20 protein-coding genes and 7 tRNA genes are annotated in these 20,327 nt (G+C 66.6%); 16 read left to right on the top strand and 11 right to left on the bottom strand.

The features are described 5' to 3' along the window. The first annotated feature begins 94 nt into the window (after positions 1-94). The 5 genes from AC3IFE_RS27330 to AC3IFE_RS27310 all read left to right on the top strand — a co-directional run bounded on the left by AC3IFE_RS27330 (position 95) and on the right by AC3IFE_RS27310 (position 723). Positions 95-171 (top strand) — tRNA-Arg (locus tag AC3IFE_RS27330). Between the two features lie 61 nt (positions 172-232). Then, positions 233-309 (top strand) — tRNA-Arg (locus AC3IFE_RS27325). A gap of 61 nt (positions 310-370) precedes the next feature. Further along, positions 371-447, top strand: a tRNA-Arg gene (locus AC3IFE_RS27320). A gap of 61 nt (positions 448-508) precedes the next feature. Beyond that, positions 509-585 (top strand) — tRNA-Arg (locus AC3IFE_RS27315). Between the two features lie 61 nt (positions 586-646). Then, positions 647-723 (top strand) — tRNA-Arg (locus AC3IFE_RS27310). A 203-nt stretch (positions 724-926) separates the two neighbouring features. Here the strand turns inward: AC3IFE_RS27310 and AC3IFE_RS27305 are convergent. The 4 genes from AC3IFE_RS27305 to AC3IFE_RS27290 form a co-directional block, all read right to left on the bottom strand. Continuing rightward, entirely contained in the window at positions 927-3,293 is a 2,367-nt protein-coding gene (locus AC3IFE_RS27305) for a RelA/SpoT family protein (protein WP_089466897.1), read from the bottom strand. A 63-nt stretch (positions 3,294-3,356) separates the two neighbouring features. Then, the gene (gene rpoZ / locus AC3IFE_RS27300) at positions 3,357-3,560 is read right to left on the bottom strand and encodes a DNA-directed RNA polymerase subunit omega (RefSeq protein WP_006025620.1); all 204 of its coding nucleotides are present in this window, start codon (positions 3,558-3,560) and stop codon (positions 3,357-3,359) included. Positions 3,561-3,618: 58 nt separating this feature from the next. Further along, complete coding sequence (gmk, locus tag AC3IFE_RS27295; RefSeq protein WP_089466896.1) at positions 3,619-4,302, bottom strand: guanylate kinase; 684 nt, start codon at positions 4,300-4,302, stop codon at positions 3,619-3,621. Positions 4,303-4,309: 7 nt separating this feature from the next. Beyond that, the gene (locus AC3IFE_RS27290; RefSeq protein WP_089466895.1) at positions 4,310-5,233 is read right to left on the bottom strand and encodes a YicC/YloC family endoribonuclease; all 924 of its coding nucleotides are present in this window, start codon (positions 5,231-5,233) and stop codon (positions 4,310-4,312) included. A gap of 173 nt (positions 5,234-5,406) precedes the next feature. Between AC3IFE_RS27290 and rph the strand changes: the two genes are divergently transcribed. From rph to AC3IFE_RS27245, 9 genes are all read left to right on the top strand, one after another. Further along, positions 5,407-6,147, top strand: coding sequence for a ribonuclease PH (rph, locus tag AC3IFE_RS27285; RefSeq protein WP_089466894.1), 741 nt, complete (start codon positions 5,407-5,409; stop codon positions 6,145-6,147). Next, a complete protein-coding gene (gene rdgB, locus AC3IFE_RS27280; protein WP_089466893.1) occupies positions 6,140-6,766 on the top strand; it encodes an RdgB/HAM1 family non-canonical purine NTP pyrophosphatase in 627 nt (208 codons plus the stop codon). The genes rph and rdgB overlap by 8 nt, the downstream gene beginning before the upstream one ends. A gap of 34 nt (positions 6,767-6,800) precedes the next feature. Then, complete coding sequence (hemW, locus tag AC3IFE_RS27275) at positions 6,801-8,015, top strand: radical SAM family heme chaperone HemW (RefSeq protein ID WP_011544847.1); 1,215 nt, start codon at positions 6,801-6,803, stop codon at positions 8,013-8,015. Positions 8,016-8,059: 44 nt separating this feature from the next. Further along, positions 8,060-8,147: transfer RNA gene (locus AC3IFE_RS27270), tRNA-Ser, on the top strand. 141 nt (positions 8,148-8,288) lie between these two features. Continuing rightward, positions 8,289-8,684, top strand: a complete 396-nt coding sequence (locus tag AC3IFE_RS27265) for a hypothetical protein (protein WP_089466892.1) — start codon at positions 8,289-8,291, stop codon at positions 8,682-8,684. 243 nt (positions 8,685-8,927) lie between these two features. After that, a complete protein-coding gene (locus tag AC3IFE_RS27260; protein WP_089466891.1) occupies positions 8,928-9,221 on the top strand; it encodes a hypothetical protein in 294 nt (97 codons plus the stop codon). Between the two features lie 315 nt (positions 9,222-9,536). Then, complete coding sequence (locus tag AC3IFE_RS27255; RefSeq protein ID WP_089466890.1) at positions 9,537-10,028, top strand: energy transducer TonB family protein; 492 nt, start codon at positions 9,537-9,539, stop codon at positions 10,026-10,028. A gap of 306 nt (positions 10,029-10,334) precedes the next feature. After that, positions 10,335-11,645 (top strand): MFS transporter, encoded by a 1,311-nt coding sequence (locus AC3IFE_RS27250; RefSeq protein WP_089466889.1) that lies wholly within the window; start codon positions 10,335-10,337, stop codon positions 11,643-11,645. A 104-nt stretch (positions 11,646-11,749) separates the two neighbouring features. Continuing rightward, positions 11,750-11,929, top strand: coding sequence for a hypothetical protein (locus tag AC3IFE_RS27245; RefSeq protein ID WP_089466888.1), 180 nt, complete (start codon positions 11,750-11,752; stop codon positions 11,927-11,929). Between the two features lie 14 nt (positions 11,930-11,943). Here AC3IFE_RS27245 and waaC read toward each other — a convergent pair whose 3' ends face one another. Then, positions 11,944-12,942 (bottom strand): lipopolysaccharide heptosyltransferase I, encoded by a 999-nt coding sequence (waaC, locus tag AC3IFE_RS27240; protein WP_089466887.1) that lies wholly within the window; start codon positions 12,940-12,942, stop codon positions 11,944-11,946. A gap of 191 nt (positions 12,943-13,133) precedes the next feature. Between waaC and AC3IFE_RS27235 the strand changes: the two genes are divergently transcribed. Beyond that, positions 13,134-14,690, top strand: coding sequence for a chloride channel protein (locus AC3IFE_RS27235; RefSeq protein WP_489193190.1), 1,557 nt, complete (start codon positions 13,134-13,136; stop codon positions 14,688-14,690). A gap of 116 nt (positions 14,691-14,806) precedes the next feature. Here AC3IFE_RS27235 and AC3IFE_RS27230 read toward each other — a convergent pair whose 3' ends face one another. From AC3IFE_RS27230 to AC3IFE_RS27210, 5 genes are all read right to left on the bottom strand, one after another. After that, on the bottom strand, positions 14,807-15,208 hold the full coding sequence (locus tag AC3IFE_RS27230) for a YXWGXW repeat-containing protein (protein WP_489193188.1): 402 nt from the start codon (positions 15,206-15,208) through the stop codon (positions 14,807-14,809). Positions 15,209-15,369: 161 nt separating this feature from the next. Continuing rightward, a complete protein-coding gene (gene minE / locus AC3IFE_RS27225; RefSeq protein WP_006476634.1) occupies positions 15,370-15,624 on the bottom strand; it encodes a cell division topological specificity factor MinE in 255 nt (84 codons plus the stop codon). A gap of 12 nt (positions 15,625-15,636) precedes the next feature. Continuing rightward, the gene (gene minD, locus AC3IFE_RS27220; RefSeq protein ID WP_006476635.1) at positions 15,637-16,452 is read right to left on the bottom strand and encodes a septum site-determining protein MinD; all 816 of its coding nucleotides are present in this window, start codon (positions 16,450-16,452) and stop codon (positions 15,637-15,639) included. Positions 16,453-16,511: 59 nt separating this feature from the next. Beyond that, positions 16,512-17,294 carry a septum site-determining protein MinC gene (minC, locus tag AC3IFE_RS27215; RefSeq protein ID WP_301739486.1) on the bottom strand — a complete coding sequence of 261 codons (783 nt, stop codon included), beginning with the start codon at positions 17,292-17,294 and terminating at the stop codon, positions 16,512-16,514. A gap of 169 nt (positions 17,295-17,463) precedes the next feature. Further along, positions 17,464-18,087 carry a GNAT family N-acetyltransferase gene (locus AC3IFE_RS27210; protein ID WP_256979659.1) on the bottom strand — a complete coding sequence of 208 codons (624 nt, stop codon included), beginning with the start codon at positions 18,085-18,087 and terminating at the stop codon, positions 17,464-17,466. 556 nt (positions 18,088-18,643) lie between these two features. Here AC3IFE_RS27210 and AC3IFE_RS27205 point away from each other — a divergent pair. Next, a complete protein-coding gene (locus AC3IFE_RS27205; protein ID WP_489193184.1) occupies positions 18,644-19,804 on the top strand; it encodes an alkane 1-monooxygenase in 1,161 nt (386 codons plus the stop codon). Positions 19,805-20,134: 330 nt separating this feature from the next. Here the strand turns inward: AC3IFE_RS27205 and AC3IFE_RS27200 are convergent. After that, positions 20,135-20,225: transfer RNA gene (locus tag AC3IFE_RS27200), tRNA-Ser, on the bottom strand. Between the last annotated feature and the right edge of the window lie 102 nt (positions 20,226-20,327).

The raw sequence follows: 20,327 nt of genomic DNA, 5'->3' as shown, positions 1-20,327 counted from the left end.
GGGTCGTGGGTTCGAATCCTGCCAGCCGCGCCACTTTTTTGGGGGCCTTCCCATCGCAGAAGGTTCCGACAGTTGAAGCAGTACCGTTTTGCGTGCGGCTGTAGCTCAGTTGGATAGAGTACTTGGCTACGAACCAAGGGGTCGTGGGTTCGAATCCTGCCAGCCGCGCCACTTTTTTGGGGGCCTTCCCATCGCAGAAGGTTCCGACAGTTGAAGCAGTACCGTTTTGCGTGCGGCTGTAGCTCAGTTGGATAGAGTACTTGGCTACGAACCAAGGGGTCGTGGGTTCGAATCCTGCCAGCCGCGCCACTTTTTTGGGGGCCTTCCCATCGCAGAAGGTTCCGACAGTTGAAGCAGTACCGTTTTGCGTGCGGCTGTAGCTCAGTTGGATAGAGTACTTGGCTACGAACCAAGGGGTCGTGGGTTCGAATCCTGCCAGCCGCGCCACTTTTTTGGGGGCCTTCCCATCGCAGAAGGTTCCGACAGTTGAAGCAGTACCGTTTTGCGTGCGGCTGTAGCTCAGTTGGATAGAGTACTTGGCTACGAACCAAGGGGTCGTGGGTTCGAATCCTGCCAGCCGCGCCACTTTTTTGGGGGCCTTCCCATCGCAGAAGGTTCCGACAGTTGAAGCAGTACCGTTTTGCGTGCGGCTGTAGCTCAGTTGGATAGAGTACTTGGCTACGAACCAAGGGGTCGTGGGTTCGAATCCTGCCAGCCGCGCCACCTTAAAAGGGCTTTCCTCCGGGAAAGCCCTTTTTCTTTGGGCGCCCGCCTCCCCCGTCGTTCCCGCTCTCGCCGCGCACACCATCGACAAAGCAGAGGCCACATCGCTCCCGCCGCGCTTTCGGCAGCCCCAATGAAAACGGCGGCCATCAGCCGCCGTCCGTCGATCATCGAATCCGCGCCCGCCGCGGCGCGCGTCAGCGTCAGTAATCCTGCCGCTCGCGCTCGATACGCATGCCGCCGTCATGGCGCGCATGCGCACCGTCGTCGGTCGAGCGCTCGCGCATGATCCGCATCACGTCCGGATTGGTCCTCACGCGCCGCATCACGTTCGCGAGATGCACGCGGTCGCTGACCTGGATCACGAAGCGCAGCACCGTCGACTCGTGCGTCAGATCCTCGTCCATCGCGATATGAACGATGTTCGCGTCGGCCGACGTGATGTCCGCCGCGACGCGCGCGAAGATGCCCTTCGTGTTCTTCACGAGCGCCTTCACCGCGACATCGAACAGGCGGCCCGGCTGCGGCGCCCATTCGACGTCGATCCAGCGACCCGGATCGCGGCGATGGATGCGCTGCGCGACACGGCAATCCGTCGTATGAATCGCCATGCCCAGACCGATGCCGATATACCCCATGATCGCGTCGCCCGGGATCGGGCGGCAGCACGCGGACAACTGCACGGACATCCCTTCGGTGCCGGTAATCACGACCGGCGGCGCATGATGCGCGGGATGTCGCTCGGACTTCGGCAGATCGTCGTCGGCGTCGCGGCCGCTCATCAGCACTTCGATGCGCTTGGCCATCACCGCGGCGACACGGCGGCCGAGGCCGATGTCCGCGAAGATTTCCTGACGGCTCTTGTTGCCCGTCCACTGCACGAGCTTCTCCCACACCTCCGGCTCGACATCGGCCAGCGAGAAACCATAGCCCTTCAGGCTCTGGTCGACGAGCCGCTCGCCCAGCTGCACGGACTCGTTCAGGCGCATCGTCTTCAGGTAGTGGCGGATCGCCGAACGCGCCTTGCCGGTACGCACGAAGCCGAGCCATGCGGGATTCGGCTTCGAATACGGCGCGGTGATCACCTCGACGATGTCGCCGCTCTTCAGCTCGGTGCGCAGCGGCAGCAGCTCGTTGTTGATCTTCACGGCCACGCACTGGTTGCCGAGATCGCTGTGGATCGAATACGCGAAATCGAGCGCCGTCGCGCCGCGCGGCAGCGCCATGATCTTCGACTTCGGCGTGAACACGTAGACCGCATCCGGGAACAGGTCGATCTTCACGTGCTCGAGGAATTCGCTCGAATCGCCCGCTTCGCTCTGGATGTCGAGCAGCGACTTCAGCCACTGGTGCGCGCGCTTCTGCACGTCGCTGAGATCGGCGCTGCCGTTCTTGTACAGCCAGTGCGCGGCGACCCCCGCCTCGGCGATCTCGTGCATCTTGCGCGTACGCACCTGGAACTCGATCGGCGCGCCGAACGGGCCGACGAGCGTCGTGTGCAGCGACTGATAGCCGTTGATCTTCGGAATCGCGATGTAATCCTTGAACTTGCCGGGCACCGGCTTGTACAGCGCGTGCAGCGCGCCGATGCACGTGTAGCAGTCGAGCGGGCTGTCGACGACGACGCGGAAGCCATACACGTCGAGCACCTGCGAGAACGACAGCTGCTTGTCGCGCATCTTGCGATAGACGCTGTAGATGGTTTTCTCGCGGCCCGTGATCTCGGCGTCGATCTTCGCGTCGGCCATCGCGCGCTGCGCGGCCTCGAGGATCTTGCTGATCACTTCGCGGCGGTTGCCGCGCGCGGCCTTCACCGCCTTCTCGAGCGTCGCGTAGCGATGCGGGTTGAAGTTCGCGAAGCTCATGTCCTGCAGCTCGCGGTACGTGTTGTTCAACCCGAGCCGGTGCGCGATCGGCGCGTAGATGTCGAGCGTCTCGCGCGCGACGCGGCGGCGCTTTTCCATCGGCACCGCGCCGAGCGTGCGCATGTTGTGCAGGCGATCGGCGAGCTTGACGAGAATGACGCGCACGTCGCGCGCCATCGCGAGCAGCATCTTGCGGAAGTTTTCCGCCTGCGCTTCCTCGCGGCTGCGGAACTCCATCTTGTCGAGCTTCGACAGGCCGTCGACCAGTTCGGCGACCTTCGGGCCGAACCGCTCGGCCAGCTCGTTCTTGGTCACGCCCTGGTCTTCCATCACGTCGTGCAGCAACGCGGCCATCACGGCCTGCGCGTCGAGCTTCCAGCCGGCGCAGATTTCAGCGACGGCGACGGGATGGGTGATGTAGGGTTCACCGCTCTGGCGATATTGACCGAGGTGGGCTTCGTCGCTGAAATGGAACGCCGCCTTGACCTCTTTGATTTCGTCCGGAGCGAGATACTCGGCAAGCGCCGCCGTCAGTTTCGCGATCGAAACGACGCCGTGCTTGCGCGGCTGCTCCGGGGTGGCGGTCGGCCCGAACAGATGCCGAAAGGACTGTTCGAGGACCGCGTCGATGTACTGGCGCGCAGGCGACTGGGCCGTGGCTTCGGTGGTCGAATCCGCGGAGGCGGACGATGGGGTGGTGCTCATATTCGCCTCCAGGTCGAGTCGTTGCGCGCGTGGACTACATGGCTGGAACGGGCCGGATGCGCGTTACACCGGCACCTTCTTCAGCATCTCGACGCCGACCTGGCCGGCGGCGATTTCGCGCAGCGCGACGACGGTCGGCTTGTCGCGGCTTTCGATCTTCGGCGTATGGCCTTGCGCGAGCTGCCGCGCGCGATAGGTGGCGGCAAGCGCCAGTTCGAAGCGATTCGGGATTTGCTTCAGGCAGTCTTCGACGGTAATGCGAGCCATGTTGGTAATTCCTTCTGAATATAGTCCTTATTCTACCTTATGTCCCTCGTGCCCCGCGTCATTCCGCGTGGGGCAGATGGATGCCGAGCTCGATGAACAGCTCCGCGTGTCGCGCGTACTGCGAAGCAAAACGCAGGCGCGTCGCCGCGACGATGCATTCGAGTTCCGCGAGCGCCCGCTCGAAATTCTCGTTGATCACCACGTACTCCGCTTCCGACGCGTGCGCGATCTCGCTGCCGGCGGCCAGCAGGCGTCGCGTGATCACGTTCGGCTCGTCCTGGCCGCGCTTCTTCAGGCGTTCCTCGAGGGCGTCGAGCGACGGCGGCAGGATGAAGATGCCGACCGCGTTGCGGAACTGCTTCTTCACCTGCAACGCGCCCTGCCAGTCGATTTCGAGCAGCACGTCGTGGCCGTTCTTCATCTGCTCTTCGATCCAGACGCGCGACGTGCCGTAGTAGTTGCCGTGCACTTCCGCGCTCTCGAGGAATTCGTGCGCCGCGTGGCGCGCGCGGAAATCCTCGACGCTCGTGAAGTGATAGTGCTGGCCGTCCTGCTCGCCCGGGCGCGGCTTGCGCGTCGTGTATGAAATCGACAGGCAGATGTCGCTGTCCTTCGACAGCAGCGCATTCACGAGCGTCGACTTGCCGGCGCCCGACGGCGCGACGACCATGAACAGGTTGCCGGGATAGACGCCGCCGTGCAGCGAATGCGACGCGTGGCCGTCGCGGTTAGGGTCGATCATGTTGCTTTTACTCCAGGTTTTGCACTTGCTCGCGCATCTGCTCGATCAGCAGCTTCAGCGCCATCGACGCGTCGGCGAGTTCCTTCGCCGCCGCCTTCGAGCCGAGCGTGTTCGCTTCGCGATTCAATTCCTGCATCATGAAGTCGAGACGCTTGCCGACGCGGCCGCCCTTCTCGATCACGTGACGCGTTTCGTTCAGGTGCGCGGTGAGCCGCGACAGCTCTTCCGCGATGTCGATCCGGATCCCGTACATCGTCACTTCCTGACGGATGCGCTCCGCGGCTTCCTCGCGCGTGACGACCGTCGAGCCGCCTTCGGGCGCCGCGAGGCCGAGCGCTTCCTGCAGCCGCTCGACGATCTTCTGCTGGTGCTTCGCGATCAGCTCCGGCACGAGCGGCGTGATGCGCGCGACGATCGCCTCCATCTCGGTGACGTTCGACAGCAGCATCGTCGCCAGTTGCGCGCCTTCGCGCGAACGCACGACGACGAGCTCGCCGATCGCTTCCTTGCCGCAGGCGAGCACCGCGTCGCGGATCGCTTCGGCCGACACGCCGCTCTCCGCGAGCACGCCGGGCCAGCGCAGGATTTCACCCGCGCGCAGACGGCCGACGCCCGGGAACGAATCGAGCACCGCGCGTTCGAGATCGGCAAGCTGGCCGAGCGCCGACTGGTTCAGCGCGCCCGCGCCGATGCTCTGCTCGCCGCGCTGCAGGTTGATGCGCACGTCGACCTTGCCGCGCGACAGCTTGTTCATCAGCATTTCGCGCAGCGCGGGTTCGCACGCGCGCACGTCGTCCGGCATCCGGAAATTGAGATCGAGGAAGCGCGAGTTCACGGTGCGCAGTTCGACCGACACGCTGGTGCCGCCGTTGCCGGCGGCCGTCGCGAGTTCGCGCGTCGCGCTCGCGTAGCCCGTCATGCTGTAGATCATGGTTCGTCTCGCCGTCTGGTGCCCTCGCGGGCGGGGAATACATCGAGGCGCCCGGCGCATCGGAAGGCGCGGGGCGGGAAGCGCGCATTATCCCATTTTTGCGGACCACCCCGCCGGGCACGCCCGCCGTTCGGCGCTAAAATCGGGGTTTCCTCTCCTTCCGCGATTTCCCCATGACGTCTTCCGTTTCCCGCCCGAGCGGCCGCCGTGCCGACGCACTGCGCCAGGTCGCCCTCACGCGCCACTACACGAAACACGCCGAAGGCTCCGTGCTGGTCGAATTCGGCGACACCAAGGTGCTCTGCACCGCCAGCGTCGCCGAGCGCGTGCCCGAGTTCCTGCGCGAGCGCGGGCAAGGCTGGCTGACCGCCGAATACGGGATGCTGCCGCGCGCGACCCACACGCGCAGCGACCGTGAAGCGGCGCGCGGCAAGCAGACGGGCCGTACGCAGGAAATTCAGCGCCTGATCGGCCGCGCGCTGCGCGCGGTGTTCGATCTCGAGGCGCTCGGCCCGCGCACGATCCACATCGACTGCGACGTGATCCAGGCCGACGGCGGCACCCGCACGGCCAGCATCACCGGCGCGTTCGTCGCCGCGCACGACGCCGTGACCAAGCTGATCGCGGCCGGCAAGCTCGCGCGCTCGCCGATCACCGACCACGTCGCCGCGATCTCGGTCGGCGTGTACGAAGGCGCGCCCGTGCTCGACCTCGATTACGCGGAAGACTCGCGCTGCGACACCGACATGAACGTCGTGATGACCGGCGCGGGCGGCTTCGTCGAAGTCCAGGGCACGGCCGAAGGCGTGCCGTTCTCGCGCGCCGAGATGAACGCGCTGCTCGACCTCGCGCAGGGCGGGATCGCCGAACTCGTGCGGTTGCAGAAAGACGTGCTGGGTGTGAACCATGCCTGACGACCGCGCCGTCGCGCCGCTGTCGCGCATCGTTCTCGCGTCGAACAACGCCGGCAAGCTGCGCGAATTCACCGCGCTGTTCTCGACGGTCGGCATCGAGATCGTCCCGCAGGGCGACCTCGCGGTGCCCGAGGCGGAAGAACCGTTCGGCACGTTCATCGAGAACGCGCTGACCAAGGCGCGCCACGCGTCGCGGCTCACCGGGCTGCCGGCGATCGCCGACGATTCCGGCCTGTGCGTGCGCGTGCTGCGCGGCGCGCCGGGCGTCTATTCGGCGCGCTACGCGCAGCGCGCGGGCCGCGACAAGGGCGACGCGGCGAACAATGCGTATCTCGTCGAGCAGTTGCGCGGCGTCGACGACCGGCGCGCGTACTACTGCTGCGTGCTCGCGCTCGTCCGCCACGCGGACGATCCGGAACCGCTGTTCGCCGAAGGGCGCTGGGCCGGCGAGATCGTCGATACGCCGCGCGGCGAACACGGATTCGGCTACGACCCGTATTTCTACCTGCCGTCGCTCGGCGCGACGGCCGCCGAACTCGAGCCGGCCGTGAAGAACACGCACAGCCACCGCGCGCTGGCGCTGAAGGCATTGCTCGCGCGGCTCGCGGAGGAAGCATGAACATGCCCGACACCCCTTCGCTGCGGGAGGCGGCATGAGCCAGGCCGCGGACACCGGCGCGCGCGTCGTCGCGACCTTCACGTCGCCCGGCCAGGTGCGCCTCACGTCGCTGCCGCCGCTCGCGCTGTACGTGCATTTCCCGTGGTGCGTGCGCAAGTGCCCGTACTGCGATTTCAACTCGCACGAATGGAAAGGCGAACGGTTTCCGGAAGCCGACTATCTCGACGCGTTGCGCGCCGACCTCGAGCAGGCGTTGCCGCTCGTGTGGGGTCGGCAGGTGCATACCGTGTTCATCGGCGGCGGCACGCCAAGCCTGCTGTCGGCGGCCGGTCTCGACCGGATGCTGTCCGACGTGCGCGCGCTGCTGCCGCTCGACGCCGATGCCGAGATCACGCTTGAGGCGAATCCGGGCACGTTCGAAGCCGCGAAGTTCGCGCAGTTCCGCGCAAGCGGCGTGAATCGCCTGTCGGTCGGCATCCAGAGCTTCAACGAAGCGCACCTGAAGGCGCTCGGCCGGATTCACGACACCGCGCAGGCACGCGCGGCCGTCGAGATCGCCGCGAAGAACTTCGACAACTTCAACCTCGACCTGATGTTCGCGCTGCCGAACCAGACGCTCGACGAATGCCGCACCGACATCGAGACCGCGCTGTCGTTCGCGCCGCCGCACCTGTCGCTGTATCACCTGACGCTCGAGCCGAATACGCTGTTCGCGAAGTTTCCGCCCGTCGTCCCCGACGACGACGCGTCGGCCGACATGCAGGAATGGATCCACGCGCGCACGGCCGAAGCCGGCTACGGGCGCTACGAAGTATCCGCGTACGCGAAGCCGAATCATCAGTGCAAGCACAACCTGAACTACTGGCGCTTCGGCGACTATCTCGGGATCGGCGCGGGCGCCCACACGAAGCTGTCGTTCCCGAACCGGATCCTGCGGCAGGCACGCTACAAGCATCCGGCGACCTTCATCGAACAGGCGAAGGCCGGCACGGCCGTGCAGGAAGAGCGTGAAGTCGGCGCGCGCGACCTGCCGTTCGAATTCATGCTGAACACGCTGCGGCTCGTCGAGGGCTTCCCCGTGCACAGCTTCGCCGAACGCACGGGCCTGCCGATGAGCACCATCGAGCCCGCGTTGAAGGAAGCGGAACGGCGCGGATTGATCACGCGCGATTTCACGCAAATCGCGCCGACGCCGCTCGGCCAGCGCTTCCTCAACGACCTGCAGGAATTGTTCCTGCGCGATGACTGAACGGATGAACGAGGCGGCATTTCGGTTACAATGCCGCCTCGTGTGGAAGCGTGGCCGAGCGGTTTAAGGCACTGGTCTTGAAAACCAGCGACGGGAAACTGTCCGTGAGTTCGAATCTCACCGCTTCCGCCAGGAAGTTCGCCGAACCCCGTCCATTCGCAGAATGACGGGGTTTTTGTTTGTCCGCACGCGTGCGCCCCGCACGTTCCGACGCATCGCGCCGGATGCCGTTACAATCCCGCGCTCCGATTCGCGAAACGGGAAATCCACGTCATGAAGCCCTTCCTCGTCTCGTCGCTCGTCGCCGTGCTGGCCGCCGTCAGCACGCATGCGGCGGCCGACACCGCCTCCGGCAGCGACGCGCAGGCGTCGTGCGCGATCGCGTACGTGACCGGCGTCGGCGGTTCGCCGCGCGGCCTGAGCGAATATCTCGCGAGCCCGTCGCCGTACAACTACCTGAAGGACAACGAGCTGCAGTGCAAGGTGGGCGACGACGGACGCACGTCGAACTGCACCGGCGTGACCTATCTGCGCAACGAACAGGTCAGCGTGTACGACGATTCCGATCCGGCGACGCTGACCGTCGTCGCGCGCGTGGAACTCGATCATGGCCAGACGTATCCGGTGATCGTCGTGGTGCAGCGCAAGGACGCGCGCTGCAAGCAATGACGCGAAAAATACGATGATCCCCGTTTCCGTCGCCCGCTGATGGAACCGGCGCCCGATCGTCGACGCGCCGAAGCGACAGGGTGCGAGCGTCCGGGACGCCAGCCGCCGCACACCGTCGGACGCCTCCCGGCCCGCCCCGCCATCGCCTAGAATTCGTTCAACACGGCGACACGAACGCCGCCGCGTGTTCGATGTATTCGATGCCGCACGCGCCACCCCTGCGCGCGGCACACGGAGATCGCCATGACCGACCTGTCGAGCGCGACGGACCACGTCGATTACGAAGGCTTCGAGATCCATGTCGTGCCGGCCGCGATGCCCGGCAGCGACACGCGCTATACCTACACCGGCTACGTGTGCCATCCGGGCGTGAATCCCGCGCTGCCCGGCCATGCGGTGCCGTTCCACGCGGACGGCGAGGAAAGCTTCGCGAGCGTCGACGAGGCGATCCACGAAGCCGTGCATATCGGCAAGAGCATCATCGACGGCACGCACCCCGACCTGTCGGTCCTGTCGCTCGTGACGCACGGCTTCTGACGCGGCCGGAAGGCATCGCAGGTGATGGGTCGGCAGGCTGGCCGAAGTTGCCGCATCGGCCGAGCGCGCCGCCCGGCCGCACGATTGCAGCGCGCCGTGGCTTTCAACCTTCCGACACGCGCGTGCGCCGCAGGCGCCGTCACATGTCGCGTCACATCGCGATGCATCGCGCCCGATGCACGTTGCCCGACGCGGCGTCCAGCCGGCATCATCCGCGATCGCAACGACCGGTCCCGCGCGCTATGCGTTTCCCCCCATATCGTCTCGCGTCGGTACGCCTATCATTTTTTTATCGTCCCTCCCGGCCATCCCGTCATGCGCCCCCTTCTCCGTCCGCGCGTCGCCCGGCTGCGTGTTGCCGCGCTGGCCGTCGTCGCCCTGCTTGCCGCGTGCACGATCACGCCGCCTTCGTCGTTACGCTCGGTCCTGACGATTCCGTCGGTCATACGCGGCGGCAATCTCGACCAGTATCGCGTCGAGGTCGCGCACCGCGTCGCCGAGCGCAATCCGTCCGGCATGCTGCACGGCACACCGCAGGCCATGCTGCGCTCGCTCGTCGTCGTGGCCTTCACCGTCGATGGCAGCGGCCGCGTGATCAACGCATCCGTCTATCGCAGCAACGGCGACAGCGAGGCGGAAGCACTCGCGCTCGCGTCGCTGCGCCGCTCGGCACCGCTGCCGGCGCCGCCGTCGCGGCTGCTCGACGGCAACGGTCGACTCGAACTGATGGAAGGCTGGCTCTTCAACGACGACGGCCACTTCCAGCTGCAAAGCACCGCGTCCGCGCAGGCGCAATCGATCGACTGACGCGCCGCCGCGGCCCGATTGCCGGTGGGCGGCGGCGCTGGCTATAATTTTCCGCACTCGCGCGGCCATCACGCCGCGCGCGCGTTCGCGCGCCGCACCCGGCAAGCGAGCCGACCACGCCGGCACCGGGCGGCGGCGACGTACCCGTCTCCATCGTCGACCGGCGAGTGACGTCCGCGCCACGGCACGCATCCACGCCGCCACCGCGTCATCCGCATCAATCATGTGCCCGGCGGCTCCCGGCAGGCAGTCGCCTGCCCCAGCGCACGCCCAGCCCGCTGCCCCAACGACAAAACGGAGACATCCATGTCCGCATCCCCCCCGGCCGTTGCACACGCAACCGGTTCGGCCGGCGCCGTCAGCCACCGGCGCATTGTGTTCGCGAGCTTCATCGGCACCGCGATCGAGTTCTACGATTTCTACGTGTACGCGACGGCCGCCGCGCTCGTCATCGGCCCCGTGTTCTTCCCGCATGGCTCCGCGACGGCGCAAGCGCTATCCGCGTTCGTCACGTTCGGGATCGCCTTCATCGCGCGCCCGATCGGCTCGTTCCTGTTCGGGCACTTCGGCGACCGCATCGGTCGCAAATCGACGCTCGTCGCATCGCTGCTCGTGATGGGCGTGTCCACCACCGCGATCGGCTTCGTGCCCGGCTACGACACGATCGGCGCGCTCGCGCCGGTGCTGCTGTGCGTGCTGCGCTTCGGCCAGGGGATCGGCCTCGGCGGCGAATGGGGCGGCGCGGCGCTGCTCGCGACCGAGCACGCGCCGCAGGGCAAGCGCGGCTGGTTCGGGATGTTCCCGCAACTGGGGCCGTCGGTCGGCTTCCTGATGTCGAACGGGCTGTTCTTCGCGCTCGCGCTGTCGCTGTCCGACGAGCAGTTCCGCACTTGGGGCTGGCGGATTCCGTTCCTCGTCAGCGCGGTGCTCGTTGCGCTCGGCCTGTACGTGCGGCTCAAGATCACCGAAACGCCCGCGTTCCAGGCGGCGCTCGATCGCAACGAGCGCGTGCGCGTGCCGGTCGCGACGCTCGTCACGCAGCACTGGCGGCCGACGCTGCTCGGCGCGCTCGCGATGGTCGTCTGCTACACGCTGTTCTACATCTCGACGGTGTTCTCGCTGTCGTACGGCGTGTCGGCGCTGCATATTCCGCGCCAGAGCTTCCTCGGCCTGCTGTGTTTCGCGGTCGTCTTCATGGGCCTCGCGACACCGCTGTCCGCATGGGCGTCGGACCGCTTCGGGCGCAAGCCGGTGCTGGTCGTCGGCGCGCTCGCCGCGCTGCTGTCGGGGTTCGCGATGGAACCGCTGCTCGGCAGCGGCTCGATGCCGCTCGTCGCGCTGTTCCTGACGATCGAGCTGTTCCTGATGGGCGTGACGTTCGCACCGATGGGCGCGCTGCTGCCGGAATTGTTCCCGACCAACGTCCGCTACACGGGCGCGGGCGTCGCGTACAACCTCGGCGGGATCCTCGGCGCGTCGATCGCGCCGTATATCGCGCAACTGCTGGCTGCGCGCGGCGGGCTGTCGTGGGTCGGCGGCTATGTGTCGGTGGCGGCGGCGATCAGCCTGATCGGCGTGCTGCTGATGCGCGAGACGCGCGACGCGTCGCTCGTCTGACCCTTCGGGGCGACCCGGGTTGTACGACGGCGGGCGCTGCCTATACTCGATCCTGGGCGCGTCGATGCGCGCCCGGAGATCCCGCCCCGACAGGAGCCGCCGCCATGAACATCCGCCTTGCCAATGCCGATCTCGTGCTGATTCTTGCGCTCGCGCTCGGTGGCGCGCTGCTGCTCGCGCTGCGATTCCGACCGAAGACCTGGCGTGGCCTCGTGTTCGAGGCGCTGCTGGCGAATCTGGCGGCCATCGCCGCCGTCGTCACGATCGAAGCGCTGCTCGCCTGAGCCTCGGCGCCGAGTCAGGCGGACAGCCGCGCGCGCAACGCGCCATAGGCCGGGCAGACCGTATCGATCGCGTCCAGCGCCTCGTCGACGGTCGGCATCGCGCCCGGCTCGCCGATCGACAGCGCATTCGGCGTGCCGCCGATGCCGCAATGGTGGCGCGACGTCGCGACGAAAATCATCACGGTCGGCCGCTGCAGTGCGTGCGCCATGTGCACGAACCCCGTATCGACGCCCACCACCAGCGCGGCCCGGCCCAGCGCCGCGCCGAGCTCCCGTACCGTCATCGCCGGTAACACGATCGCGCCCGGCGCCCGCGCGGCGATATCGCGTGCATCGTCGTGCTCGGCCGCCGATCCCCACGGCACCAGCACGCGCACGCCGCGCGCCATCATCTCCGTGGCCAGCGCGGCCCAGTGGTCGGCCGGCCACTTCTTGTCCGGATTGGACGTCGCATGGAACAGCAGCATGAACGGCCCGCCGTCGGTCACCGCGGCCGGCAGACTCGCATCCTGCGGCGCGACGATGCCGTGCCTGGCCGGCCCTTCCGGCACGTAGCCGAGCGCCTCGCCAGCACTCACGCGCATCCCGTGCCATGCGTCACAGTCCGGACGCGGGCCGAAACGGTGCGAATACGCGAAACGCGCGCCCGTTTCGCCGAGATCCTGCGTCTGGTAGCCGACCCGGCGCGCGGCGCGCGCCAGCGACGAGATGATCGCGCTCTTGTACACGCCGTGCAGATCGATGACCGCGTCGTAGCGATGCGCACGCAACGCACCGATCGACGCCGAGATCGCCTTCAGGTCGCCGGCATTGCGCAGTTTCTTGAAGCGGCGCAGCGGCGCGCACAGGACGGCGCTCACGCCCGGATGCCAGCGTACGACCTCCGCGCACGATTCGTCGACGGCCCAGTCGACCGTCACGCCGGGGAACGCGCGATGCAGGTCGGCGACGACAGGCAGCGTCTGGACGACATCGCCGAGCGACGTCACTTTCACGATAAGGATACGTTTCACGATAAGCGGGGGTTCTTGACTGGCCATTTGGGCATGCTAACGAGGGTTGCCATGTACAGACATTACGCGAACATTACATTTGCAACAAATTGCTTCGCTTTTGTGAATTTTTGTCGTCCGTCTCGGAGCGTTGTCGTCCCGCTGGCATCGGTTCCTTTTTATAATCCTCTCTTTGCCCTCCGGCCGAACCCATGCCGCGCCCCACTCTCCCCGCGCTGTTTCCCGCCCTCACCCGCCGCTCGCTCCGGATCTGGCGCCAGTATGGTGTTTTCTGGCTCGGCGCGATCGTCGTCGGCCTCGCGGCCGTCCTGTACGCGCGCTTGATCGACTGGGGTTACGAGACTTTCCGCGCGATGCGCGATCACGCCGTCTGGCTGCCGCTGCTGCTGACGCCGGCGATCGCCGCGTTGTCGGCGTGGACCACGCGGCGCTTTTTCCGCGGCGCCGAGGGCAGCGGTATCCCGCAGGTGATCGCGACGCTGCATGCCAGCCCGAGCGCATTCGGCGCCCGGCTGCTGACGCTGCGCCTCCTGTTCGGCAAGGTGCTGATCTCGTTCCTCGGCATTCTCGGCGGCTTCACGATCGGCCGCGAAGGGCCGACCGTGCAGGTCGGTGCGGCGCTGATGTTCAACCTGCGGCGCTTCTACCCGCGCTCGAACGCGCAGATCGAACGCCAGCTCGTGCTGGCCGGCGCGGCGGCCGGGTTGTCGGCCGCGTTCAATACGCCGCTCGCGGGCATCGTGTTCGCGATCGAGGAACTGACCCGCAGCTTCTCCGCGCGCGCCAGCGGCGTGCTGATCACCGCGATCATCCTCGCCGGCGTCGTCGCGCTCGGGCTGAACGGCAACTACACGTATTTCGGCACGATCAACGCCGGGCTCCATTTCCCGAAGCTGCTGGCGGTCGCGGTGCTGGTCACCGCGATCGTGACGGGCATCGCGGGCGGTCTGTTCTGCTGGTTGCTGCTGAACACGGGGCGCTGGCTGCCCGCGCAACTGCTGGGCCTGTATCGCGAGCGGCCGGTCGCGTTCGCCGCGCTGTGCGGCTTCACGATCGCCGTCGTCGGGCTCGTGTCCGGCGGCACGACGTTCGGCAGCGGTTATGCGGAGGCGCGCGGCCTGCTCGACGGCAGTCAGCAGCTGTCGGTCTTCTATCCGTTCCTGAAGATGGTGTCGATGGTCGCGTCGTACCTGCCGGGCATCCCGGGCGGGATCTTCGCGCCGTCTCTGTCGATCGGCGCCGGCTTCGGCAACGTACTGCATGCCGTATTCAGCAACATGAGCCTGCCGATGCTGATCGCGCTCGCGATGGTCGGCTATCTGGCCGCCGTCACGCAGGCGCCGATCACGTCGTTCGTGATCGTGATGGAAATGATCAACGGTCATGCGCTCGTGATTTCGCTGATGGCGACCGCGCTGGTATCGAGCCGGGTATCGCGCTTTTTCGCGCCGCCGCTCTACGAAACGCTCGCGCAGCGTTATCTGGCGCCGCCCGTCGCGGCCGCCGCGCCGGCCGCGGCAACCGCAGCGGCCGCGGCGGGCGACATGACCGACGTGACCGAACCCCGGGACGCGACCGCGGCCCCCGCCGATCCGCTCGACACGCTGCGCGACGAAGGCGACGACGAGCCGACCGCCGCTGCGCCGACCAGCGGCGCAGCGCATACGGCGGCGGCGCACGATGCCGGGCCGGCTGCGCCCGACGCAAACGACCCGGCGCAACGGCACGGCCCGCGCGACGCTCAGTAGATCACGACGGGCGCCGGCCGGTAGTAGACCGGCCGCGCCGGCACGACGATGCACCCGGCCAGCGTGATCGCGACGAGCGCGATGGCGATTGCGGTTCTTTTCATCGCGCACCTCCCTCAGGCCCAGTGGCCGCGCGTCCAGAACCAGTTCGGACCGCGCTGGTCCCAATGCCCGGGCACCCAGTGCATGCCGACGCGCTCGGCCTCCCAGTGGCCGCCGATCCACACGTAGCGCCCATGGTCCCAGTGCCAGTGCCCGCGGTCCCACACGTAGCCCACGCGCGCGGCCGGTACGACCTCGTAGCGCACGGGCGGCGGCGCATTCGGCGCGACGACGACGATTTCCTCGGTGCGCACGGCGGCCGGCTCCGCGATGACCATGCGCCCCTGCGGCGCGATCACGGGCGTGCCGACGAGAATCTCGTCCGCGTGCGCGGCGAACGGTGCGACGACGGCTGACAGGCCCGCGGCGAACAGCGCGAGCGAAACGATACGGCGGGAAACGATAGAGACAGCCATCACAACCTCCTGATTGAACAAGTCACGTGAGCGTATTCGTTCAATGCGGGAGGGTCGATGACGGCCGACAGGCGTCGTGTTACGGCATGCCCGAAAGTGCAACAGGGCGTAAGACGCGCACGGCGGCGGGCGCCGCCGTGCGGAGGGACACACGGCAAGCGTCAGGCTTGCGGAATCTCGATCTTCACTTCGAGGACTTCGAGGTCGTCCTGACGCTCGAGGCTCACGCGGATGTCATCGTCCGAAATATGGACGTACTTCGAGATGACCGCGACGAGCTCTTTCTGCAGCGCCGGCAGGTAATCGGCCGGCGGCCGGCCGCCGACCCGCTCGTGCGCGATGATGAGCTGCAGGCGCTCCTTCGCGACCGACGCGGACTTCTTCTTCTCGCCGAGGAGAAACGAAAGGATGGACATGGGCGGCCTCCGTTACTTGCTGCCGAAGAGGCGCTGCAGCAGGCCCGGCTTCTGGTAATCGGTGAAGCGCAGCGGCTTGTCCTCGCCGAGGAAGCGGGCGACGACGTCCTTGTACGCTTCCGCGACGTCCGTGCCGTCGATATGCACGGCCGGCAGACCCTGGTTCGACGCATGCAGCACGGCTTCCGATTCGGGCACCACGCCGATCAGCTTGATGCGCAGGATCTCGCTGATGTCCTCGAGCGACAGCATCTCGCCTTCGCTCACGCGCTTCGGGCTGTAACGCGTGATCAGCAGGTGTTCCTTGATCGGCTCCTTGCCTTCGGTCGCGCGCTTCGTCTTCGACGACAGGATGCCGAGAATGCGGTCCGAGTCGCGCACCGACGACACTTCCGGGTTCGTGACGATCAGCGCTTCATCCGCGAAGTACATCGCGTGCAGCGCGCCGGCCTCGATACCGGCCGGCGAATCGCAGACGATGTATTCGAAGTCCATCGCGACGAGGTCGTTCAGCACCTTCTCGACGCCGTCGCGCGTCAGCGCATCCTTGTCGCGCGTCTGCGACGCCGGCAGGATGAACAGGTTCTCGCACTTCTTGTCCTTGATCAGCGCCTGGTTCAGGTTCGCTTCGCCCTGGATCACGTTCACCAGGTCATACACGACGCGACGCTCGCAGCCCATGATGAGATCGAGGTTGCGCAGGCCGACGTCGAAGTCGATCACGGCCGTCTTGTGGCCGCGCAGCGCGAGACCCGACGCGAAGCTCGCGCTCGTCGTCGTCTTGCCCACGCCGCCCTTGCCCGAGGTCACCACGATGATTTTTGCCATTTACCCAATACCCTGTGTTCGTCAATGAGAGCCGATCGACCCGGAGCGCGCCGCGTGAATCACGTCAGGCGCAGCGGTTCGATCATCAGTTTTTCCTCTTCGAGCCGGATCTGGACCGATTTGCCCAGTACGTCGGCGGGCAGCGGGTTCTCGGTCGTTCGATAGATACCCGCGATCGAAATCAGTTCCGGTTCGAGACACGTGCAGAAAATGCGCGCGTCGTGATTGCCGTGCACGCCCGCGAGTGCGCGGCCGCGCAACGGCGCGTAGATGTGGATATTGCCTTCCGCGATGATTTCCGCGCCGTGACTGACCGGCGCGAGCACCACGAGGTCTCCTTTCGCGTAAATCTGCTGCCCCGAACGCAACGGCCGGTCGATCACCAGCGTCTGGCCGCCGGCCTGCACGAGTGTCGGCGCAGGCTCCGACGGCTGTTCGGGCGCCGCTGCGGCTGCCGCGGCGGCGGGCTCGACGGCTGGCACGGCCGCCGGTTCCGCTTCGTCGGCCGGTTTCGCGGCCGGCGCGCGGCGATCGCGCGCCTCCAGCAACGGCAGGCCGGCTTCCCCCGCCCAGCCCTGCGTTGCCAGTGCGACGACGCCCACCGGACGCATCCGCACGTCGTTCAGCATCTGGCGGATGTCCGCGAGCGCGACGCGCTCGCCGTCAGCCAGGCGGCGGACGTCGATCGCGACGACATCGTCGGCGAAAAACTCGGGAGTCGCTTCGAAGCGCTTGACCAGTTCGGTACGCAACGCGTCGAGATCGGTCGTCTTCACGGTGAACAGCAACGTATCGACCGATCCGCTGCGCAGCTCGAAGAATGGCGATTTTTTAAGCGACATGGACACTCTGCAAAAATTTTTTGCGTATTTTACAGGCGTCCACGCGGGCGGCCATTATTTTTGGGACTCGGGATGGCGACGGCCTGGACGGACGCACTACCGGCAGGCGGGCGGCCAGCGGGCGCTCGGGCTTTCGTCGCGCCGCGCGGCTGGCCATGTCGAGGTCGCGTCAGTGCTTCACCTGCGACACGAACAGCGATTTCATCGCGCCGGGCATCCGCGCGATCGGCGCATGTTCGCCGGTGTTGCCGAAACCGGCACGCTCGTAGAAGCGGATCGCGTTGCGGTTCGCATCGGCGATCCATGCGTAGACATCGGTGGCGCCGCGCTCGGCAAGCCATGCGGTGGCCGTCTCCAGCAGCAGCACGCCACCGCGCAGATGACGCACCGCATGCGCGACCCACAGTTCGCTGACGAACGCGCGCCGATCGGGCGTGTTGTCGAAATACGCGCCGATCATGCCGGCCGGGTGGCCTTCGGTGTACAGCAGGAAAGTCGTCGACTCGTCGGACACGGCGCGCTGCGCGGCGATCGCCGACGCCGCGTCCGTTTCGACGGTCAGCAATTCGGCCTCCGGCGCTTCGCCGGGCGCATAGGGCTCACGCAGCGATGCGGCGCGGAGTTCGCGATATACCCCGCCCTGATCGGCAGCGATACGACGAACGGTCAAGGTCGAACTCATGCAGGCACAGCCCCCTTCGGACAGCAAGCTGGTAGCTTCAACCGAAAGCGGGGCATGAGTCAAATCGTAATTTTCAAACGGCGGCGCGAATCGAAAGACAGCGGATGTCATCCACGACGACGTGCGCGGCCCGATGTGCAGGTGCAGCATCGGTACGTCGACGCCGGGTGTTGGACGGTGACCGTACTCTCATGATCCGGCGCTTCGCGTCGTTCTCCTTGCAATGCGTGGCCGGCCGGTTTCGAGCCGCGTTGCAACGCGTCGCCGCGGCCGTAACGCTACGTAATATAAGCGAACGAAAAGCGCTCGGCGCCCTTACTTCGGCGGCCTCATTATTGCGACGCAGCATTCGTTGCAGCCCGCTCACACGCGCTCGCCCGCACTGCAGGCCGCGCCATTCATCTGACAAACGCGTCGCCGTCGCGAGCCCATCCGCCGTCGTCGGCCCGTTTCAATCGGCGCGTGTCGGCCCCTCCTCGCCCTGCGTCTCGGGCAGCGCGTCGTTTGGAGCATCGCGCCTAGCGGCGGTATTTGGCAAGCGCGCGCGCCGGTCGTATAACAGGCAGAACCGGACACCGATCCGGCGCCGCCGCGCGCATCGCGGACCACGAGGATTCGAACAATCATGCATGCGGCCGCCCGCGGGCCGGCCGACTGGAGGGAGACAATGGCAATGACCGACGGATCGGCCTCGGGCTGGTCGGATGGCAAGCGTTACCTGTGGCTGCTCGGCGCGCTGACGATCACGCTGCCGATCCTCGCCGCGCAGCTCGCGCTGTCGACGGGCCTTCACGTGTTCTGGTGGTTCGGCCCGCTGTTCGCGTTCGGGGTGATCCCGATTCTCGACACGCTGATCGGCGACGATCGCGACAATCCGCCCGAAGCCGTCGTGCCGCGGCTCGAACGGGAGCGCTATTACCGGTACATCGTCTATCTCGCGACTTTCGTCGAATACGTCGCGTTCTTCATGGGCGTGTGGATCGTCGGCACGCACGCGCTCGCGTGGTACGACTACGTCGGCTTCGCGCTGTCGCTCGGCGCCTCGACGGGCATCTCGATCAATACCGCGCACGAACTCGGACACAAGACCGACCGCTTCGAACGCTGGCTCGCGAAGATCACGCTCGCGCCGGTCGCGTACGGCCACTTCTACGTCGAACACAATCGGGGCCATCACGTGCGCGTCGCGACGGCCGAGGATCCGGCGAGCGCGCGCTACGGCGAGTCGTTCTGGGCGTTCCTGCCGCGCACGGTGACCGGCAGCATCCGTTCCGCGTGGCGGCTCGAGAAGGCTCGCCTCGAACGGCTCGGGCATTCGCCGTGGAGCTGGCGCAACGAAGTGCTGCACGCATGGGCGATGACCGCCGTCGTGTGGGCCATCGCGATCGCGATGGCCGGCAAGGTCGTGATCCCGTTCCTCGTGATCCAGGCCGTCTACGGCGCGTCGCTGCTCGAAGTGGTGAACTATGTCGAGCACTACGGGCTCGGCCGCCGCAAGCTGCCGAACGGGCGCTACGAACGCTGCACGCCGCAGCATTCGTGGAACAGCAATCACGTCGTCACGAACCTGTTCCTGTACCAGTTGCAGCGACACGCCGACCATCACGCGAATCCGACGCGCTCGTACCAGGCGCTGCGCCACTTCGACGATGCGCCGCAATTGCCGGCCGGTTACGCGACGATGATCCTGTTCGCGTACGTGCCGCCGCTCTGGTATCGCGTGATGAACCCGCGGGTCGTCGCGCACTATCGCGGCGACATGGCGCAATCGAATATCAAGCCGTCGATTCGGGACAAGGTGCTGGCGCAGTATCCGGCGGCGGCGTGATGGGAGGACAGGACTGTGTGGATGCCGGCGAGCGCTGCTCGATGCGGTCGGCGCGCCGGCATCCGGCTTGCATGCGCACGGTTCGGCAGCGACGCCGTCACGCCATTTCCGGCAACGCGAACATGGCCCGGTGACGACGGCAGCCAGCAATGTAAAACCGTCAGGACTTCCGACAGTCGGTGCGGGACGATCGCGCCGCTATCGTCCCGGCACGATCCGATGCCCACCCCACCGTTGGCCTGTCGCCACCGCATCCGCAATCGACACGCCGCACGGACGGCCCAAAACGAAAAACCCCTTGATCCTTTCGGATCAAGGGGCTTCGTATTTTGGCGGAGAGGGTGGGATTCGAACCCACGGTACGGGGAAACCGTACGCCTGATTTCGAGTCAGGTACATTCGACCACTCTGCCACCTCTCCTTCCTTACTGCCTTCGCGGCTGGTCGTTTCCGCGAGAAAAAGATTATAAGACGAGTGCTTCGCGGCTGACAAGCCCTTTCTGCAAATTTTTTGCGAGGGCTT

The organism is Burkholderia sp. APQ4-4ca (assembly GCF_057837105.1).
The sequence above is the reverse complement of the archived record's forward strand: the minus strand, read 5'-3'. Positions and strand labels throughout refer to the sequence as shown.

Bases quoted from the DNA above. Each gene is read 5' to 3' on its own strand.
- hemW (WP_011544847.1), top strand. From the start codon at position 6,801: ATGAGCCAGGCCGCGGACACCGGCGCGCGCGTCGTCGCGACCTTCACG.
- AC3IFE_RS27260 (WP_089466891.1), top strand. From the start codon at position 8,928: ATGACCGACCTGTCGAGCGCGACGGACCACGTCGATTACGAAGGCTTC.
- AC3IFE_RS27235 (WP_489193190.1), top strand. From the start codon at position 13,134: ATGCCGCGCCCCACTCTCCCCGCGCTGTTTCCCGCCCTCACCCGCCGC.
- AC3IFE_RS27265 (WP_089466892.1), top strand. From the start codon at position 8,289: ATGAAGCCCTTCCTCGTCTCGTCGCTCGTCGCCGTGCTGGCCGCCGTC.
- AC3IFE_RS27305 (WP_089466897.1), bottom strand. From the start codon at position 3,293: ATGAGCACCACCCCATCGTCCGCCTCCGCGGATTCGACCACCGAAGCC.
- minE (WP_006476634.1), bottom strand. From the start codon at position 15,624: ATGTCCATCCTTTCGTTTCTCCTCGGCGAGAAGAAGAAGTCCGCGTCG.
- gmk (WP_089466896.1), bottom strand. From the start codon at position 4,302: ATGATCGACCCTAACCGCGACGGCCACGCGTCGCATTCGCTGCACGGC.
- AC3IFE_RS27205 (WP_489193184.1), top strand. From the start codon at position 18,644: ATGGCAATGACCGACGGATCGGCCTCGGGCTGGTCGGATGGCAAGCGT.
- AC3IFE_RS27245 (WP_089466888.1), top strand. From the start codon at position 11,750: ATGAACATCCGCCTTGCCAATGCCGATCTCGTGCTGATTCTTGCGCTC.
- AC3IFE_RS27230 (WP_489193188.1), bottom strand. From the start codon at position 15,208: ATGGCTGTCTCTATCGTTTCCCGCCGTATCGTTTCGCTCGCGCTGTTC.
- AC3IFE_RS27210 (WP_256979659.1), bottom strand. From the start codon at position 18,087: ATGACATCCGCTGTCTTTCGATTCGCGCCGCCGTTTGAAAATTACGAT.
- rph (WP_089466894.1), top strand. From the start codon at position 5,407: ATGACGTCTTCCGTTTCCCGCCCGAGCGGCCGCCGTGCCGACGCACTG.
- rdgB (WP_089466893.1), top strand. From the start codon at position 6,140: ATGCCTGACGACCGCGCCGTCGCGCCGCTGTCGCGCATCGTTCTCGCG.
- AC3IFE_RS27255 (WP_089466890.1), top strand. From the start codon at position 9,537: ATGCGCCCCCTTCTCCGTCCGCGCGTCGCCCGGCTGCGTGTTGCCGCG.
- minC (WP_301739486.1), bottom strand. From the start codon at position 17,294: ATGTCGCTTAAAAAATCGCCATTCTTCGAGCTGCGCAGCGGATCGGTC.
- AC3IFE_RS27290 (WP_089466895.1), bottom strand. From the start codon at position 5,233: ATGATCTACAGCATGACGGGCTACGCGAGCGCGACGCGCGAACTCGCG.
- minD (WP_006476635.1), bottom strand. From the start codon at position 16,452: ATGGCAAAAATCATCGTGGTGACCTCGGGCAAGGGCGGCGTGGGCAAG.
- AC3IFE_RS27250 (WP_089466889.1), top strand. From the start codon at position 10,335: ATGTCCGCATCCCCCCCGGCCGTTGCACACGCAACCGGTTCGGCCGGC.
- rpoZ (WP_006025620.1), bottom strand. From the start codon at position 3,560: ATGGCTCGCATTACCGTCGAAGACTGCCTGAAGCAAATCCCGAATCGC.